The 19,316-nt window shown below is 40.5% G+C and carries 18 protein-coding genes; all 18 read right to left on the bottom strand.

The genetic code is table 11. The features are described 5' to 3' along the window. Window positions 1-40: 40 nt before the first annotated feature. A complete protein-coding gene (fliJ, locus tag P8629_RS08060) occupies window positions 41-490 on the bottom strand; it encodes a flagellar export protein FliJ (protein WP_278165617.1) in 450 nt (149 codons plus the stop codon). A gap of 28 nt (window positions 491-518) precedes the next feature. Next, window positions 519-1,859 carry a flagellar protein export ATPase FliI gene (gene fliI, locus P8629_RS08055; protein ID WP_278165616.1) on the bottom strand — a complete coding sequence of 447 codons (1,341 nt, stop codon included), beginning with the start codon at window positions 1,857-1,859 and terminating at the stop codon, window positions 519-521. 13 nt (window positions 1,860-1,872) lie between these two features. Further along, window positions 1,873-2,703 (bottom strand): FliH/SctL family protein, encoded by an 831-nt coding sequence (locus tag P8629_RS08050; RefSeq protein WP_278165615.1) that lies wholly within the window; start codon window positions 2,701-2,703, stop codon window positions 1,873-1,875. After that, on the bottom strand, window positions 2,704-3,723 hold the full coding sequence (gene fliG, locus P8629_RS08045) for a flagellar motor switch protein FliG (RefSeq protein WP_278165614.1): 1,020 nt from the start codon (window positions 3,721-3,723) through the stop codon (window positions 2,704-2,706). It abuts the gene before it with no gap. A gap of 1 nt (window position 3,724) precedes the next feature. After that, complete coding sequence (fliF, locus tag P8629_RS08040; protein WP_278165613.1) at window positions 3,725-5,410, bottom strand: flagellar basal-body MS-ring/collar protein FliF; 1,686 nt, start codon at window positions 5,408-5,410, stop codon at window positions 3,725-3,727. A gap of 30 nt (window positions 5,411-5,440) precedes the next feature. Continuing rightward, window positions 5,441-5,773, bottom strand: coding sequence for a flagellar hook-basal body complex protein FliE (gene fliE, locus P8629_RS08035; protein ID WP_278165612.1), 333 nt, complete (start codon window positions 5,771-5,773; stop codon window positions 5,441-5,443). Between the two features lie 238 nt (window positions 5,774-6,011). Continuing rightward, entirely contained in the window at window positions 6,012-7,400 is a 1,389-nt protein-coding gene (locus P8629_RS08030) for a sigma-54-dependent transcriptional regulator (protein WP_278165611.1), read from the bottom strand. Then, the gene (locus tag P8629_RS08025; protein ID WP_278165610.1) at window positions 7,397-8,569 is read right to left on the bottom strand and encodes a sensor histidine kinase; all 1,173 of its coding nucleotides are present in this window, start codon (window positions 8,567-8,569) and stop codon (window positions 7,397-7,399) included. Before P8629_RS08025 ends, P8629_RS08030 begins: the two co-directional genes overlap by 4 nt. A gap of 16 nt (window positions 8,570-8,585) precedes the next feature. Continuing rightward, window positions 8,586-9,689, bottom strand: coding sequence for a sigma-54 interaction domain-containing protein (locus P8629_RS08020; protein WP_278165609.1), 1,104 nt, complete (start codon window positions 9,687-9,689; stop codon window positions 8,586-8,588). A gap of 86 nt (window positions 9,690-9,775) precedes the next feature. Next, window positions 9,776-10,072 carry a hypothetical protein gene (locus P8629_RS08015; RefSeq protein WP_278165608.1) on the bottom strand — a complete coding sequence of 99 codons (297 nt, stop codon included), beginning with the start codon at window positions 10,070-10,072 and terminating at the stop codon, window positions 9,776-9,778. Next, on the bottom strand, window positions 10,065-10,499 hold the full coding sequence (gene fliS / locus P8629_RS08010; protein WP_278165607.1) for a flagellar export chaperone FliS: 435 nt from the start codon (window positions 10,497-10,499) through the stop codon (window positions 10,065-10,067). Before fliS ends, P8629_RS08015 begins: the two co-directional genes overlap by 8 nt. Window positions 10,500-10,521: 22 nt before the next feature. Beyond that, window positions 10,522-12,867: a flagellar filament capping protein FliD gene (gene fliD / locus P8629_RS08005; protein ID WP_278165606.1), complete on the bottom strand. Its 2,346-nt coding sequence runs from the start codon at window positions 12,865-12,867 to the stop codon at window positions 10,522-10,524. Window positions 12,868-13,043: 176 nt separating this feature from the next. Next, a complete protein-coding gene (locus P8629_RS08000) occupies window positions 13,044-13,487 on the bottom strand; it encodes a flagellar protein FlaG (RefSeq protein WP_278165605.1) in 444 nt (147 codons plus the stop codon). Window positions 13,488-13,514: 27 nt separating this feature from the next. Continuing rightward, window positions 13,515-13,925, bottom strand: a complete 411-nt coding sequence (locus tag P8629_RS07995; RefSeq protein WP_278165604.1) for a flagellar protein FlaG — start codon at window positions 13,923-13,925, stop codon at window positions 13,515-13,517. 35 nt (window positions 13,926-13,960) lie between these two features. After that, complete coding sequence (locus P8629_RS07990) at window positions 13,961-14,824, bottom strand: flagellin N-terminal helical domain-containing protein (protein WP_278165603.1); 864 nt, start codon at window positions 14,822-14,824, stop codon at window positions 13,961-13,963. A gap of 156 nt (window positions 14,825-14,980) precedes the next feature. Continuing rightward, window positions 14,981-15,844, bottom strand: coding sequence for a flagellin N-terminal helical domain-containing protein (locus P8629_RS07985; RefSeq protein ID WP_278165602.1), 864 nt, complete (start codon window positions 15,842-15,844; stop codon window positions 14,981-14,983). A 284-nt stretch (window positions 15,845-16,128) separates the two neighbouring features. Beyond that, window positions 16,129-18,567 (bottom strand): 6-hydroxymethylpterin diphosphokinase MptE-like protein, encoded by a 2,439-nt coding sequence (locus tag P8629_RS07980; RefSeq protein ID WP_278165601.1) that lies wholly within the window; start codon window positions 18,565-18,567, stop codon window positions 16,129-16,131. Window positions 18,568-18,588: 21 nt separating this feature from the next. Further along, window positions 18,589-19,311 (bottom strand): acylneuraminate cytidylyltransferase family protein, encoded by a 723-nt coding sequence (locus P8629_RS07975; RefSeq protein ID WP_278165600.1) that lies wholly within the window; start codon window positions 19,309-19,311, stop codon window positions 18,589-18,591. Window positions 19,312-19,316 lie beyond the last annotated feature (5 nt).

Here is a 19,316-nt window from a genome sequence, read left to right as displayed (position 1 = left end):
AACATGCAAGCCAACTTAATAAAACCTTTCTAAAAGCTATTTACTCAGAAGATTGGGTTTGAACAAACCGTTGTGAAGCCAGCTCATCAAGCATTTTTTGCTCTTGTTTATCGAGCTTAACGCTCTCATCTCGTTTTAATTTTAAGTGAACAGTTTTCAAGGCTTGATGACGAGCGCGTTTTTCAATCCAAGCTTCATGGGCTTTTTCTAAGGCATGCGTCATATGTTCAATTTGATTTTTTTGGGACAGAATAGCTTTATTAACTTTATCAACAAAAGCTTGTGTTGTTTGAAGCTGGGCTGCGTTGACTTGTTTTTCATTATGAAACTTAGTTAAATGATTAGCCTGATATTCTGTTAATGAATTGAGTTGTTCCTGGCTACTATCTAACTGTTGGCGAATGGTTACAAACGTTTCTTGTGCTTTATCTAGCTCGTTTTGAGCCAATTCGACCAACATCTCAAAACGTTTTACTTTTGACTTAGCCACTTAGAAACACCTAGGTAATAATCAAATATTAAGAAAGAACTGACTCAAGTGCCGACAAACTTTCTTTAACAGAAAAGGATTCCTCAATTGATTGAGATAAAAAATCACTCAATTGATGATTTTTTTCAATCGCCTCATCAATCGCCGCATCATTTCCTTTTCGATAGGCCCCAATACTAATTAAATCCTGGTTTTGCTGATAAGTAGAATAAAGCTGCTTAAATCTTCGTGCTAACCGAGTTTGATGCGAAGGAACAACATCAATCATCACGCGACTGATCGATGACTCAATATCAATTGCTGGATATCGTCCAGAATCAGCTATTTGTCTAGACAATAAAATATGACCATCTAATACCCCTCTAGCAGAATCCACAACTGGATCATTTTCATCATCCCCTTCAGCCAACACCGTATAAATAGCCGTGATAGAACCGGAATGAGAGGCTCCATTTCCTGCTCTTTCAACCAGTTGAGGAAGCTTGGCAAATACCGAAGGAGGATACCCTTTACTTGCTGGAGGCTCTCCCACCGCTAAAGCAATTTCCCGCTGAGCTTGAGCAAAGCGCGTTAAAGAGTCCATCAAAAGCAAAACACTTTTTCCTTGATCTCTAAAATACTCAGCAATTGAAGTTGCCAACATTGCGCCGTGTAAACGCATCAGAGGCGGATCATCAGCAGGTGTTGCAACAACAACAGATCGCTTTAAACCTTCTTCACCAAGATTATTTCTAATAAAATCATTAACTTCACGACCACGCTCTCCGACCAGACCGACGACAACAACTTCAGCATCGGTAAAACGAGTCATCATCCCTAGCAAGACACTTTTACCTACCCCCGTACCCGCTAAGAGACCAACCCTTTGGCCTTTACCCAGCGTTAAAAGTCCATTAATCGTTTTAATTCCTACGTCCAAAGGTTCTTCAATAGGGGCTCGATGAAGTGGGTTAATTTTATCCCCATGCAAAGAGACTTTTTTCTCAAAAGAGATTGGTCCTTTGTCATCCAGTGGACTACCAGACCCATCGACGATCCTTCCCAACATTGAAGAACTAACACCAACCTTTACCCCACCTGAAACAGGTACAACCCGAGCATTCGGCTCAAGTCCATGAAGCTTACCAATGGGCATTAAAAAAAGCCGATCATTGTTAAACCCAACAACTTCAGCTTCGATAGGAGATTCATTTTTAGAAAAAACCTGACAGCGAGATCCGATAGGCGCGTAGGTTCCGACAACTTCCAACGTCATTCCCACCATTCGAACCAATCGGCCTTCTATTTGAAGCTTAGGTTTATGAGGAATTTGTTCGGACAGCTCTGAAAACTTGTAATGTAAATACTGATTAAAAAGTTGTTTAATCATTGTGGCCTCTCAGCTAATTGTCTTCTGATGGAGTCGAAGCCTGAGAGTTTGAATTCAAAACTTTATTCGGCTCTTTTGCAATTTTTTTAAAAAGAGACTCTGTATCGCCTAAAAGTTCATCCATTCGACTTTTCCAATCATTCATAACGATTGAAGAATTTTGTTTAATACGACAAGTGCCTTCTTGAAGAAGATCATCGGCTATTAAACGCCAATTTTTTTGATTTGATTGGAGGTATTTCTCAACAATTTCAAGATCTGATGAATTCAGAAACACATCAATCGAATCGGAATCATCGGGCAATTTTTGAACCGCTTCTTGAACCGCATCAATAACCCATTCTTTATGCATTTTTACTTCTACTGGAACAATACGAGTAGCCAGATCAATGGATAAACGACATAATGATTCAAATATATTCTGAGAAACATCTTGGTAGGGCTGGCTCATTGATTCCAGTAGTTTCTGAATAGATTTAACTTGAGAGGAAAGCGCAGCATCAGCTTCTTTTTCGGCGGCTTCATAGGCTTCTCTTCGACCTTTTTCTAAGCCTTCTTGATACCCTGAATCATATCCTTCTTTTTGAGATTTTTCATATACTTCTTTCTTAAGCAAGCTTGCTTTTCGAGCCAGCTCAGGTTCAAGTTCACGACGAATTTGGTCTTTTACATCTGCTCGAATCTTTTGTTCTTTTTTAACTTCTTCTTGTTCAAGATCTGTGTATTGAAACGCCTTAATTTCAGGTTCAGAAACCTCATCTGCTCGCATTAAACTTGCGACTGGTAAATTTTCCTCTTCTGGTACCGGAGGCATTGGATCAAGTGGCTGTTGATTGTTAGCCATTTAAACAAATTCCTCTGCACCACCTGGCATCATTAACTTCTCTTCATCAGCTAAACGACGCACAGTTTGAATAATCGTTCTTTGAGCATCTTCGACATCGCTTAATTTCACCGGCCCACTCATTTCTAGCTCTTCTCGTAGCATTTCAGCCTGACGCTTAGACATATTCGCCAAGAAAAGTTCCGTCATCGTATCATCCGCACCTTTAAGTGCGATTTTAAGCACATCAGTTGGCACTTCACCAAGTAAGGTTTGAATACCACGTGCTTCGATACCACTGATATCTTCGAATACGAACATTTTGTCTTGGATTGCTTTACTAATGTCTTCGTGCTCAACAGCAATGTCATCCAATACTCTAGAATCAACACCCCCACCCACTAGGTTGAGGATTTCGGCAGCGCGCTTTTCACCGCCAATCGTAGCAAGTTTACCGCCTTCACCATCACTAGAAGCATGCTCTAGCACATCGTTCAAATCAAATAAAGCTCTTGGCTGAATTGTTGTAAGTGTCGCAATTCGATAGATAACTTCTGACTGAAAACGTTCAGGAATACCCGATAAGATTTCAGCCGATAAATCAGGCTCAAAGTAAGATAAAACAATCGCAACGACCTGAGGGTGTTCATTTCGCAGCATATTGGAAATTGTCGAAGGGTGCATCCATTTCAATGCCTCAAGACCTTTAACCTGGTCTCCAAGCATGGCTGCATCCATTAATCCGCCTCCACCTTCTCCAAGCGCGTCGACCATTAATGACTGAGCATATTCCGTCGGGTTGATACCCAACGCGTCCTCACCCAATTCATCTAAAAACTTTTTCATCACGACTTGGATATCAGAATGAGAAACATCCGTCACGCCAGTCATCGCAGTACCAATTTGCTGGACTTCTCTAGGGTTGAGATGCCCTAAAACTTTTGAAGCCGTTTCTTTACCCAGTGCCAGCAAAAGAATGGAGGTTTTTTCCAATCCTGTAAGGTTATCATCACCCATTTCTTCAATTTCAGAGCTTGCCATGTTAGTCTCCCTTCGACATCCATTGCTTGATGATATGCGCTGCTAGTTTCGGATCAGCGGATACAACAGCTTTAACTTTTTCAAGCATCTCTTTGTCTTTTTCAGAGTCTTCATCCACCTCTTCGGCTTTCTGTTCGACTTCCTCATTCATTTGCTCTAATGCTCTAGAGATTTCATCTGCATTTTCAAGCTCTTCTTCTTCCTCTGGCACATCCTCAGGATAGTCCATCGCAATTTCTTCGCGCTTCGATAGATCTCTAAGCATCGGTCTAATGACACCGAAGATAATGATTAAAACAGCCAGGCCTGCTAAGACTTGCTTAACCAACGTCCAGAACCAAGGTTCTTCCCAAATTTCAGGCCCTGCAAACTCTTCCTGTTTTTCTTGAATAAATGAAGCATTCACAATACTTAAAGTATCCCCTCGAGCTTCATCCAGACCAACCGCATCGCTTACTAGACGGCGGTAACGTTGTAATTCGTCTTCTGTCAAAGGTGTTCTAACCGTACCACCATTATCATCAACTGTTAACTTATCATCCAAAACCACTGCAACCGACAACCGTCTAATGCTGCCGACAGAGTTTTTAATATGACTGACCGTTCGATCCAGCTCATAGTTTTTAGTTTTCTTCTCTTTCGAGTTTTTCAGATTAGGATCATTTTCAGCTTTATAACCTTCTTCAGGTGCGAGTCCCGCACGAGGTGGCTGGTTGGTTAAAGCACCGGGAATCCCCATAGGCCCTTCATTTCGATTAATTTCTTTTATTTCTTGCTCGGATCGAATAGCTTCCGGATCCGGTTCGTAATTTTCACGCGTTTGTTCTTGCTGGGTAAAGTCGAGTTCAGCTGTTACCTGCGCTCTAACTTTGTGATCCCCACCTGCAACTGGAGTCAACAAACGAATAATTCTTTGCGAAAGGGTATCTTCAACTTGACGGGTATAACCAAGCTGCTTGAGACTCACATTCATAATGCCAGAATGTGAATCACTGGTTAGCAAGTTTCCTTGCTGGTCAACGACTGTCACCCCTTTGGGTTTCATATTGGGAATACTGGAAGAAACTAAATAGACAATCGCACTGACCTGCTCTTCATTCAAAGAACGCCCCGGATAGAGTTTAACGGTCACTGACGCAGTAGGCTCTTGTTGTTTACGAACAAAAACTGAACGTTTTGGCATCCCTAAAATAACCCGGGCTGACTTGACTGTATTAATGCTCGATACCGACTTCGCTAACTCACCCTCTAACGCTCTCTGATAACGAGTGGTTTCTTTAAATTGAGAAATACCGAACCCCTGATCAATATCCAGAATTTGATACCCAGTTGGTGCTTGTTTCGGATACCCTTGAGCGGCTAGCTTTAAGCGTAAAGCATGAACCTGTTCATTTGGAACGAGAATGGCGCCAGAGTTTTCTTCAATTTTATAGGGCACATTTTCTTGATCTAACGTCTGAATAACTTCATTCATGTCTTTGGCATCCATGCTGCCAAATAACAAGGTATAGCTAGTTGATTGAGACCAAAGAATAATCCCGATCGCTAAAGCCACACTGGCAGCCAATGCAATAACCAAACTGACTTGTTTGGCGACCGATAAAGAGGTTAGATTTTTTAGGAGCGGAGAACCTTCCGCGGCTTTTGACGAACTTAAAGTAGGATCAAGAGATGTTTGATCAGGCATTAAAGGTATCTTCTCTCGTTAAGCATTCAATTAAATAGGCATGTTTTTAATATCTTTATAAGCTTCGACCAGTTTATTTCTTACTTGAGTCATTGCTTGGAAAGACAAGCTTGCCTTTTGCGCTTGAACCATTACTTCAGTTAAATCAACGTCCTCTCCTTTTTCAAAGGCGGTTTTCAAAGCGGATGATTTATTTTGTTCAGTAGCAACGGCATTAACAGATTGAGAAAGTAAGTCGGCAAAATTCTCCGCACTCTGGGCGCCTTTTTCAATTTTTTGAACCGGTTGAGATTGAGATGACGCTTCAGCAGCCAAACTTCTCATCTGCAACATAAGGCTTTGTGTATCGACCGAATTACTCATTTTGGTGTAAAACTCCAGTTTGTCATCACATAATCTTTCAGTAAAAGACCATTTTCAGTGGGCTAATTATGACACAGTTCAGCAATTCATATGCCAAATAAAGTGTCAAATTAACGACATTTCATCAGTCTTAAAAATAAGTCTAATGCCTCATCTCAAAAAGCAATCAAAACGATATATGTTTAAACCTGATTTTCTATTCAATTAGCATTGAATAAATGTACCATTTTTAAAAGCGTTATAAAACTTCCAAGCCCTGCTCTTTAAACCTTGCTAGCTTATATCTTAAAGTTCTTGGGCTAATATTCAATGCCTCTGCTGTTTTTTGACGGTGTCCATTATTCACTTTTAATGTTTCTAAAATAATTTGAACCTCACGTTCTTTCAAGTCCATTGACGCAGATTGAGGTTGCACCTCTATAGACGGTTTTGGGTCACTTTCTTTTGTTGATTGCTCAGAAGTTTCTTCAGCACTCGCTTTCAGCGCGATTTCTCCATCTTGATGAAAGCTTTCGTCAAATAAAATATCTTGCTCTTGAATGGTCTCTCCAGACATCATGACCAGCGCCCTTTGAATCACATTATCAAGCTCTCGAATATTACCCGGCCATTGAAACTGAATTAAGGAACGCATCGCTGGAGCAGACATCATCGGCTCCACTCTTCGACCACCACAATGCCGCTGCAACAATCGCTCTGCAATTGCTGCGATATCTTTAGGCCGATCTCTTAAAGGCGGAATTCGCATTGGAAAAACATTTAATCGATAAAATAAATCTTCTCGGAAATCTCCATTAGCCATCGCTTTTTTCATATCAATATTAGAAGCACTCAGTAAACGCACATCCAATTTAATCAGCTTAGAACTACCAATGCGCTCGACTTCTCGTTCCTGTAAAACTCTTAATAGCTTAGCTTGCAAATCCGGCTTCATTTCTCCTATTTCGTCTAAGAAAATTGTACCGCCTTGTGCAAGTTCAAATTTACCAGGCATGGCTTTCATCGCGCCGGTAAAAGCGCCTTTTTCATAACCAAATAACGTCGCTTCCAACATGTTTTCAGGAATCGCCGCGCAGTTAATGGCAACAAAAGGTTGTTTACTTCTAGTGGAATGATTATGAATAAACCGAGCTAGAACCTCTTTCCCAGTACCACTCTCTCCTGTGATCAAAACGGACGCGTCACTTTCAGCCACTTTTTTCGCCATTGATTTCAGTTGAATCGTTGTTGCATCAGCCACGACAAAATCTTCTTCTGCCGAAGCATCTCGATAAAAATAAGCTTTCGCTTTTTCCACCAACACATCGGCCTCAAACGGCTTCAATATATAATCCACGGCACCTGACTTCATGGCTTCAACAGCTTGCTCGACAGTTCCATAGGCCGTCATCAGCACGATTGGCAAATAGGGCTTAATGGCTCGGATACGCTTCATCAGATCATAACCATTCATCCCATCCATACGAATGTCTGTAAAGACCATCGCGATTTCATCATCTAAAGCGACAAGCGCCTCTTCTGCTGACCCAACAGAAACCACATCAAACCCATTCAGCTCCAAAGTATCAACTAAAGCTTCTTGTAACTCCGTATCATCTTCTACCACTAAAATTTTAGCAATACTCATGAGCTCTCCTCAACTTTTAACAAAGGTAAGCGCACGCCAAAAACGGCTCCTCTTCCCACTACCGAGTTCACCCAAACCTCTCCTCCATGAGCTTCAGCAACAGCTCTAACAACAGCCAAGCCAAGCCCTGTTCCTTGAGCTCGACTGGTAAAAAAAGGTTCAAAAATTTTCTCATTCATTTCTTCAGTCAGCCCCGGCCCATTATCTGAAACCATAATATCAACCAGATCTGAAGTTGTTCTGACGGATACTGAAATTTCAGCTTGCTCAGAAACAATATCAATTGCATTACTGACCAAGTTTTCTAATGCGGTTAACAATGCGTCTTGATCCCCTAAAACCACCAGGCCTGGTGGAATTTCTTCAAACTCAATCACACTTCTTGATTGTTGAGCTTTTGCTTCAACCGCTTGCTTTAAACTCTCTAACAAAGAACAAACTTCAACTTTCTGGTCTTTAGCTTTCCCACCTTTGGCATACTGCAACATGTCATTCACTAAAGATTCAAGGTGACGCAAACTATTTAAAGATTTATGAACGAATTTTTCACGTTTTTGAGAGTCCAGTTGACTGGAAGACATTTGTGACACATAAAGCAAGGCAGACGCGAGAGGCGTACGAATTTGATGCGCTAAAGAGGCTGCCATTTCCCCCATAGAACTTAAACGCTGATGACGACTGATATGTTGTTGTAAATCTCTGGCATCCGTCACATCTTGAATCAATAAAATTTTACCCGTCACGCTATGGCCATCAAAAGAAAAATTCAAAGGCGATTCTGATAATTGAAATGTCATCTGACTATGGGTAATTAACTCTCCCGCATCATTAAATGTCAAAAAAGCATTCCTTACAACAACATCCCATAAGCGTCCTATGGCATCTTTTCCTAAGATATTTCCAGCGGCCGGATTCATTTCGACGATTTTTTGTTGTTCATCTAAAACAATAACCCCGGCAGGAAGTAGATTTAAAAGCTGTTCAAGACGCTCACCAACTTGGTGCTTTTCTCGATTACTCTCTGCCAATTTTTCTTGTAGGTCTTCTACCTGGTTTTGTAAGGATTCATAAGCGTGCGTCAGCTGCGAGGAAGTCTGATTAAAAAGTTCAAAGGCTTCTTCTAATTCGGCTAAACGCTTTTGTTCAACTTCCTTTTCGATTGCGCTCACAATTAAGCCCTTTACTTTAACTCAGATTAAATTTACGAATTTTTTCGACCAAGGTGGTACGGTTCGTCTGTAACAGTTTGGCAGCCTGAGAGACATTTCCATCCGTTTGTACCAATGCTTTTTGAATCAACTGAACTTCCATTTCAACTAAGTAAGATTTCAAATCCAACCCAGAATCTAAATCAGGCATGCCGCCACCCAGAGAGGATGTTCTATCAATGTCTTCACCCTGCTGAGGAGAGGCAGGTTCGACTTTATTCACCGTAATATCTGACTTAGTTTGTTCGGCAGTCATTTTTACAGAGTCTAATTTAGCCGAATCAACACGGATCAAACGCGCATCATCTTCCAGTTCAACCTGATACTTAATTGGTAGATCATCAAATTCGACCGTCAATTCAGGAAATAAAATAGATAAACGTTCTGCTAGGTTACCCAGTTCACGGACATTACCTGGCCAACTGTAACGCTGTAATGCAATCATGGCTTTTTCAGAAAGCTGAGGAATGGTACGACCAGAACTTTGAATTTTATTGAACATAAAATCAAATAAATCAGGAATATCTTCAGGCCGCTCTCTTAAGGAAGGCATTTCAATAGGAAAAACATTTAAACGATAAAATAAATCTTCGCGAAAGGTACCATCAGAGATATTGTCTTCTAAATTTCTATGAGTGGCAGCAATGACTCTGACATCACATTCAAAACTCTTATTACCGCCCACACGCTCATACATTCTTTCCTGAATTACACGCAGAAGTTTAACCTGCATCGGCAAAGGCATATCACCGATCTCATCTAAAAAGATTGTGCCCTTTTCAGCCATTTCAAAACGACCTTTACGGGCCGTAATAGCACCGGTAAAAGCGCCTTTTTCATGACCAAACAATTCTGACTCTAATAATTCGCCAGGAATCGCACCACAATTAATAGGAATAAAGGCTCGGTCGAATCGACCTGATACGGAATGCAATGATTGGGCAACGACTTCTTTACCCGTTCCTGATTCTCCAAGAATCAAGACGGTCGCATCGGTTTTTGCTACCTGTTGTATGAGTTTTTTAACTTGTTGCATGGCTGGTCCATTACCAACCAAAGAGGATAAAAGCTCTTCTTTCATCTAGCCGCCGCTTCGTTTTGACATCTAAGACACTTTATATAAGTTTTTTTACGATATGTCAAAAATTTGGCAGGGTTTTTCGGTTTTTATTTCAAATACTCTTTAATCGCACCCGCTATATGGGTATCCTGCTGCATTTCTGAGGCGACTTCTTGTTGAGCGGATTGAAGACATTTAGCGATTGTTTTATTGTCATCTAAAACTTGTTCAACAACCCCGCTCAAGCCTTCACCATATTCATCTACAGCTTTTTCTAACATAGGATGCCACCGATGATCCAACTCTGTAAGTTCTTGCCATTGGGAAGATTCAGCCGCATTTACCATATTTTTAGAATGTGCCAACAATTGAAGTTTTGTTTGCTCTAATGACAAATCAAGCACTCACTCTTTCAATTTGATCTTTAGTAGACCGCTTAACTTCTTCAGGCATCGCTTTCCAAGCTTCATTTAGCTTTTTAATATGTTCAATTACCTCGTCGATAATAACAGTATCATTTTTAGCAGAGACCTCAATCAATTTGCGATAACAATAGTCATACAAACCAAACAAATTCTCTGCAACCTCACCCCCCTTTTCAAGATCGACACCATCTCTAAGAGAGTTCAATATCGCTAAAGATTTATTAATATGCTCTGATTTTTGCTCATATTTCTCCTGCTCGATAAACACCTTTGATAAAGTTAAGTGCTTAATCAAACCATCATAAAGCATTTCCACCAGCTTATGAGGTGTCGCCTCCGATGCCGCTGTTTCAAGATAATTATTTGCATATTGCTGTGCAAATTTATTACGCATATTCATATCCATAACAAAATCCCTTGTTTAATTTTTAATTATTATTGTTATTACTGTACGTTGCTGTCAGCATATTTCTTGTCTGTTCCGAGCTTGAAATCAATGATTGCAACATAGAAAACTGCATTTGATATTTCATTAATAGTTTTTCATATCGAGCATCAACATCTTTTGTTTTTTCATCATAACGATCAAGTCGATCATTCAGGTTATTCATGCGTGTAGTCAACAACCCTGTATCCGGTTCAAATAAGTTGCCAATGGTTTTTTCTAACTGGCTTGCATACCCTTCAGAATAACTAATCGTGCCACGAGCTCCAGTGGTTCCACCAATTACTTCAAATTGAAGCCCACGAACTTCAGCTTCATTTCCTGAAATCATGGCATAACCACTGATGTTCACTTGTCGACCATCAGCAGTGTTGGCATAAGCACCAATATTTAATGAGCCACTCGCGGTAGTCAAAGTACCATCGACATTTTGCCCCACATCGATCGCGTCAGCGGTAAATCCTGCCGCACCAAAGTTAGCAAATCCGGTTAACTCTACATTAGAAAAACCACCGAAACGAGTTGACGTGACAGTAAAGGCACTTCCATCATGTGTCACACTAACTTCAGCACCCGAAGCTTTAACATCCGCATTATTATTAATCGTTGATGCTACTGTAAGTGCTAATTCATCCATAGTGTAGCGTCCCGCAGTGATAGTCACTGCAGAACTTGTTGATTCATCCACTTTGACATTAAAAGTCGCGTCTGTCGCCCCTAAGTCAAGCAATTGCTGTCCTGCATAAGTTGCAGCTCCAAACCCTTGACTTGACATCCCTGTCGTTGAAGCGACATCTACAGTCCCTTGACCAGCGGCCGCATTTATTTCAAATCGAGATTGAGACGAGTCATAGGTAACAGCAACCACGCCTGCACCAAAAGCTGCATCAATTTGCCCTTGAATTGCCGTGGCTACGTCATCTTTTGTCGTATACGTTTGAGCGACTGACGCCAAATTAATCGTATTGGTGGTTCCATTGACATTTAAATCAAAACTGGCAGAGGCATCAATAGTTAAAGCAGAAGTTAAATCACTAATGCGATCGCCCGCTAACTGTTCGTCTGCTGTCAAGCCCGTAACTGCGCCCCCAGTCACCGTTGCTCTATCTGCCAACTGAGTAATATTTAAAGCATAATCCCCAGTCTGTGTCTTATCACTTCCTGATAAGACATTCACAAGAGCATCATCACTGGTCCCCCCTTTGGAAAACATCGTTGATAACGCACTCATATCACCCGATAATGCGGCATCCAGTCTCGCATTATCGATTTCCAAAGCACCATCTCGCGTAAAACTAACACCGATATCAGCTAACGACTGGTAAGCCCCTCCTCCTAACTGAGTAATTGCTCCAGACATTGAGTCTCTAAGTTGATATTTAACAGACCGTAATAGGCTATTACCTGCCAAATCACCATAATACTTGTATTGGTCTGATGCCAGCTCTTCTTTCGTTAAGTCACTGGTGTCATACTTACCAAGCTCATCGAGAATGGTATCCAATTGATTGTAAACGTCAACGAAACTGGTAATCGTATCCTTGACACTTTGAGAATCCTGCCCAACTGAAACGGTACTGATCGTCCCAGCAGATGCGGAATTCAATTGAAACGTGACGCCATCAATGACTTGATCAAAAGTGTTGGTAGAATTTGTCACAGTGACACCATTTAAAACCATTACGGCATCTTGCGCTTGTGACGTCGTAGTAAAACCATTCGTATCAAAATCAGCAATCCCTGAAATAGTCGCTTCGCCAGCCGCACCACTTTCTTTTGAGGTAAACATCATTTGATAAGAGCCGCCATTATTAATAATCGAAGCGGTAACACCATAATCACCGTTATTAATCACTTTTTGCAACCCTTCCAAAGTGTTATTGGAGGCATCAACCGTGATGTTGGATACCTGTCCACCGACATCAATGGTTAAAGTTCCAGTAGATAACGTATCGGAAGGCGATGTAAACCCTTTATTAGCGACCATCGTATGCGCCTGGGCTAACTGTCTTGATTCGATTTGGTAACTGGCTAATGCAGCAGAATTCGTTGCTGTAACAGAGACAAGCGTATCATTTGAAGAGGACGTATTTTTCTGACTAAACAAGGTTGGTGAAGACAAATCGGTTACATAACTGTTAAACGCTTCAAGATTTGTCTGTAAATACTTAAATGCATCAAGCTCAGTGGTTACCTTTTCAACATTTCTTTCTAAAATAGCCTTAGGCCCTGCAACTTCTGCCGTTGCTAAAGCTTTTGACATATTTCCAATATCAAATGTACTGTTGGTTAAGCTATTTAAAAGCGTGCTACCTATTTCGTTTGCCATTTCGGGCTCCTGGTCATCTGGTCTGATGATGTCATATGAACATATATTATTATATTGAGTTAAGCATACAAAGTGCCATCTGTATTAGGTATAACGGCAAAAAAACAAAAGACTTTAATTTTTAGGCAAAAAAAAAGCGGCCAAAAGACCGCTAAACACACAAGGGAAACTGAAAACTAAACTTTTTCATCCGCAATCAACCCCAAAACGGGTGCTATCTTTTCAGACAACTGTTGACGCATCTCTAAAAAGTTTTTTATATTTTTGGAAACAGTTAAAAACTCTTGAGAAGGAATCTGACGTAACACCTCATCCGTCTCACGGTTTTTTATAAAAACAACCATTTCTTCAACATCTTCATTTTTTTCAAACTTTAAGTAGCTGTCATAGCCACTTAAGTCTTTATTTACACGCTCAATTAAACCATCCAACTGTTCATTAGACAATTTAACATCTTGCAATTTTTGAACCTTCCTGACCATACTCTCCTGTTGAAAAGAGTTTTTATCTGTTGAAGATTCTGTTAATTTGGTACCTAAAGCGTCTTGTTTAAGAACTTTAGGATTTATTGTTTCAATTGTTGCCAGGTTACTTGGTTGCATAACATTAACATCTGCCATACGCCCATCTCCTTACCAATTCATCATTTATATGATTTCATTGAATAAGACCCCTGTCAAACTTTCTTTTTCTTGAAACTCATTTAGTTGCAAGTTATCTAGATAGTCTTGAATATTTTTCATCATTTTCAAAGACCCTTCTGAGGGTAACTGTTTTACAACTTCATTTGTTTTCGTATCCAACACAGTCACAACAGATGACTGAGTATTTTCATCAACACTGAATGCTATCGACAAACCAAGTAATAACATTTTTTCATTCAAGCTTTTGGCTTGCGTCTGAACATGATTAAAGGTTATCTCGTCAGCATTTTTCGTTAATGCAGTCGTCGTTAACGTTGAAGCCTGCTGCGGACTTTTAGGGTTTGTTGCAACCTGACTTAATTCAGGTTGCATTTTTAAAGCCACATCAGGCGGTAAGTGGTTTTGAATATCCATACTTACCCCCTTTTAATGCGCTTCATTAAACGCTATTAACGAAGTAGTGAAAGTACGTTTTGCGACTGTTGGTTCGCTTGAGACAACATACTCATCCCTGCTTGTTGCAGTACTTGCGTACGCGCTAAGTTCGCACTTTCTTTTGCAAAGTCTGCATCTTCGATACGTGAACGTGCACCTTGGATGTTTTCATTTACATTCGACAAGTTAGAAACTGTTGACTCTAGTCGGTTTTGTACCGCACCCCATGATGCACGCTGTAAGTTAAGCTTTGACATAACAACGTCTAACTTAGAAACCGCTGCAGAAGCTGCTGTTGTTCCTGTTGCTGTACTTGTTAGAGTCAAAGATCCTAACGTGACACCAGCGGCAGACAATGCACTAGTACCAACGTTCAATACACTCATTGAGATTTTGTTGTTAACACCAGATTCCCAACCAACGTGGAAAACTTTTGCTGTTGAGGCACCAAGTGCTGCTGAGTTCAACAAGTTAACACCGTTAAATTTTGTAGTCTGAGCAACACGATCAATTTCTTCTTGAAGTGCGCTAAATTCTTCTTGCATTTGACTACGGTTAGCTGTGCTGTAAGTACCGTTCAATGCTTGAACGCCCAACTCACGCATACGCTGCATCATGTTAGAAATTTCTTCAGTTGCACCATCAGCTGTTTGAATTTTAGCCATCCCGTCATTCGCATTACGAATCGACATATCCGTACCCATTACTTGAGTCGTCATTTTAGTAGTAATCGCAAGACCAGCCGCATCATCTGCTGCGCCGTTAATACGTTTACCAGATGTCAAACGCTCCATCGCTGTTTGCTGATCAACAGTTGTGTTACTTAAAATACGGTTTGCATTGATTGCAGCCATATTAGTATTAATGACCATTGCCATGATACTTCTCCTTTTTTGAAAATCAGCTGGAATGTTATTCCAGCTATACTTCTGCCTAATCGTAAAACTTTGAGCAGAACTGGTTTATTAAGTGTGAACCACTTAAATAAATTCTATTTTCACTTGCTACGTACCGGGCTTACTCGTGTTGTGCGATTACTGAAGTAATTGCATCACATTTTGCGACTGCTGATTAGCTTGGGACAACATACTCATCCCTGCTTGTTGCAGTACTTGCGTACGCGCTAAGTTCGCACTTTCTTTTGCAAAGTCTGCATCTTCGATACGTGAACGTGCACCTTGGATGTTTTCATTTACATTCGACAAGTTAGAAACTGTTGACTCTAGTCGGTTTTGTACCGCACCCCATGATGCACGCTGTAAGTTAAGCTTTGACATAACAACGTCTAACTTAGAAACCGCTGCAGAAGCTGCTGTTGTTCCTGTTGCTGTACTTGTTAGAGTCAAAGATCCTAACGTGACACCACCGGCAGACAATGCACTAGTACCAACGTTCAATACACTCATTGAAATTTTGTTGTTAACACCAGATTCCCAACCAACGTGGAAAACTTTCGCTGTTGAAGCACCAAGTGCAGCTGAGTTCAACAAGTTAACACCGTTAAATTTTGTAGTTTGAGCAATACGATCAATTTCTTCTTGAAGCGCACTAAATTCTTCTTGCATTTGTGTACGGTTACCTGTGCTGTAAGTACCGTTCAATGCTTGAACGCCCAACTCACGCATACGTTGCAACATGTTTGTAACTTCTTCTGAAGCGCCATCCGCTGTCTGGATTTTGGCAATCCCGTCATTTGCATTACGAATCGCCATATCCGTACCCATTACCTGAGTCGTCATTTTAGTCGTAATTGCAAGACCAGCCGCATCATCTGCTGCGCCGTTAATACGCTTACCTGAGGTTAAACGTTCCATTGCTGTTTGTTGATCAATAGTTGTGTTACTTAGAATACGATTTGCATTGATTGCAGCCATATTTGTATTAATAACCATTGCCATGATACTTCTCCTTGTGTGTATTTTCTTTGTGTGTCTTTCTTATTTGTTTGAGGCAGTGTTTCCTGCCTTCAATTAAGGTATCGGCCCTAATGATATTTCTTTAGAAAAAAACAATAAAAATTAAGAAAAAATATAAAAACCCGCTATTTATGGGGTCAGAAGGCCATTAAAAGTGGCAAAAGAAAACAAGATTTTAGCGTTGGAGGAACGTAATAAATTTAAAACTAGAGGGAAATATAATGAGTAACTGGCTAGGCAACGAACACCTAGCCAGCTTTTAGAAATTATTTTTGTATGTAACTTTGCAATTCTGGATGAAAAGGATCCATCGAAAGTGCGACAGACAGGGCGTCTGAAAACACATCATTTAAACCTGCTTTATGTGCATAGTGTACGACTTTGATTAATGCCGGTAAATTGGTTTGCTCTTGTCTAAAGAGCTCTAAAGCCACTTCAGTGGCCAGGTCAGGTCTTCCTAAAATATTCAAATAATCGGCATACGGAATCATGTAGTCTGCTGACAGTTCACATAAATCCTGTAAGGTTTTAAGCGCTTTATCATGCTGTTCTGTTTTCATGTACGTCGGCAACAATTGACTCTTTATATACACCTGCAATTTAGGATGTTCATTTTTTTCATAAAGCTCAATAGCGGATTCAGGAGCCTCTATCGTGGCAATTGACGCTTCAATAAAATTAGACAGCCCTAACTGATCGATGGGGTTTTTAAGGGTTTGCACTGGTTCCATTAGCGCTTTCAACTCTTGGACATTACCCAGTTCAAATGCCTCTTTGATTTTGTCAATCAAATTGGTCACGCCATAAGCTTTTCGTTGGAGCATTTGCGCTTGCTTAGTATGCTCAGTAGAAATGTCTTCATAGAACTTTTCTTGCATTCTGTCCAGGCAATCTTGTTGCTCTGCAGTCGGTGCCCCCACATGATAACGAGTCCAAACTTCTCCTCGCCCAAATTCTTTATGCTGCTCCCAAACCGTTTCCAATTCACAAGGTAAAGAATTATCATCAAACTCTTTCTGCATAAACTTGATTTCAGTAATGACGGCATCAATCAACACAATGAAATCTTTAACCGATTTTTTCATTCCATCAAAATAAGTAGATAATGTGTGTGCGATTTCATCGTCAGATAAATTAGAACTGTCCTCGACTGGCTTCATTACTTGAGAAAAATAACTGTACCCAAAATAAAAGAGCATCATTGCTTGCTCTTCCAGTTTCTTTTCTAACTTTAGGCGATGTTTTTGAGCTTTAGCCAACGCTTTCGCATTAAAGTCTTTTTGATATTGTTTTATGCTTTTAATCGCATCGGTCAGAATGGACTGTGCAGAGATAATTAAAGCCCTTTCAGACTGCATCTCTTTTAACTTATTCTTAAGAATTGTCTGCATTTCGGGCAATGAAAACTTAATCTCAAGTTTTAGCTGTTCCAACACTGGGTACTTTGCTTGACTCCCACCTTCGGGTAGAGAAATATCGTCAAGTGAACGATATGCAATGTTTTCAACTTTTGCCGCGTTTTGACTTAAATTAAACAACTTCGTTTCACGCGTTTCCTGTAAGTAAGTCGCAATACTCCCTAATGCGATAACCCCTTGAGCAAAAGGAATGTCTGTTTCGGCTTCCTCGCCGCTGTACGTCAATACTTTAGACAAATCCTTAATACCGAGCTTACCGACATTAGATTCAGCGGTACCGGAAACATGTGTCTGACCATTGTAAAAACATAAATCGACACCGGTGAGATAAATTTCATCACACCCTAAATATGCGGCTTGAACAACCGCGCTGTGAAGCACCGTTGGGCCAGGTGAAGTGGAGTTTCCACTGGCTTCTTCCCAAGGATAGAGTTCACCAAAATAGCAAGAGATACCAGACCATTGACTTAACAACCGAGGTGCGATGTGAAAACAGTTCAACAAAATACTTTCTTCAGAAAAGTAAAACATTTGCTTACTGTTGTCATAACTCAATTCATGCGGATCAACCGAAATAATGAAATCGGGGGTCACTCCAGCTTGATACAATTTTTTGGAAACGCGACCAACGGCGAAGATAAAAAAAGAATCCTGCACGTCTTTAATCCATTCTATCGATTGATCAAGAGACGGACCGCCTGCAATCATAATGGCTTTTTGGCCTTTTAAACGGTTTTTAATTTGTTGAATGGGGAAATTATTTCTTGGAAAGTTTTTTAGCTGCGCTTCAACAAATGGTTTGGTGTGGTTGTTGGCTAAATCGCTGAATTGCAGACGAGAATATTGATCTTTGATCAAAACCCAAAGTGATTTTATTTCTGTCGAGATTTCATCAATAACGGCAATGGACTTATACAGTCCAATGCGCTTTGTCATCATGTATTCAATCCAGTTTGCGCTGAGTTCTTTCAGATCAACACCCGCCGGTTGAACGCTGATCCAATCAGGTAGATAACTAAAATCGAATTTTTCAATGACTTCCGGTTGCTCAAAGAAAACAAACTCGCGACCTTTTTTATTGTCTCGATATTTTTCGTAAATAAATTTGGGTAACAATCCAGAGTCCGTTCCCACAATTAAATTTAACTGATACTCAACATCAAATGAATCCTTAAAATAACGCTCAAAAACCGTCTTACTCGAAGAGTTTGTAAAGATCTTACCATTTAACTCTTCATAAAATTCTTCGCCATAAGCATTCTGTTTGGGCGCATTTAATACCGTCATAATTACTTCTCTTCCATTCGTTTATTTTGCTAACATTTTTAAATAAGCTTCTACTTTAAAAACATCAACCAATTCGTCGACATCAATTCCAGCAATGGAGCTCATTTCAAATAAAGCCGTTTCGCCTTCAACCACAAACGCTTTTTGCTGCCTAAACCAACTTGGCTTAACAATATAAAAGGCCCCATTTACCGTAAAAAAATTGCCATCATAATCTTGTCTGCGATGGGCTTTTTGATCAGGCCTGGCCAAATATTGCCAACTGCCATCCTCTTGCATATGCATACTTTTAAAAGGATGCTCAACCATTTTATGAACACTGACCATGGAATCAACGCCCAACTCGATAAAACGCTGAACGGCTCGATTAATATCCTCTGCCGACCGTAACGGGGATGTCGGCTGCAATAACACCAATACGTCGGGAAACTCTCCCATCTGTTCTAACCACGCCAACACATCCAGAACGACATCCGCCGTGCTGGCTTGATCGGTTGCAAGCGCTTGTGGGCGTCGATACCGTGTATCAATACCATGCAACTGAGCAAAGTGTAAAATTTCATCGTCTTCTGAAGAAATCAGAATATTATTCAGCGCCCCGCTCTCTTTTGCAGCTTCAAAGGTATACTGCAATAATGGCTTGGCCATAATAGGAAAAAGGTTTTTCTTTGGAATACCTTTTGAACCGCCTCTGGCTGGCACCAGTCCTAAAATTTTTAAGTCGTTTTGTGCTTCTTTAGACATGCATG

Source organism: Hydrogenovibrio sp. 3SP14C1 (genome assembly GCF_029625905.1).
Lineage (GTDB): Bacteria > Pseudomonadota > Gammaproteobacteria > Thiomicrospirales > Thiomicrospiraceae > Hydrogenovibrio.
Note: the sequence above shows the minus strand (reverse complement) of the source record. Positions and strands in the feature narration are given on the sequence as shown.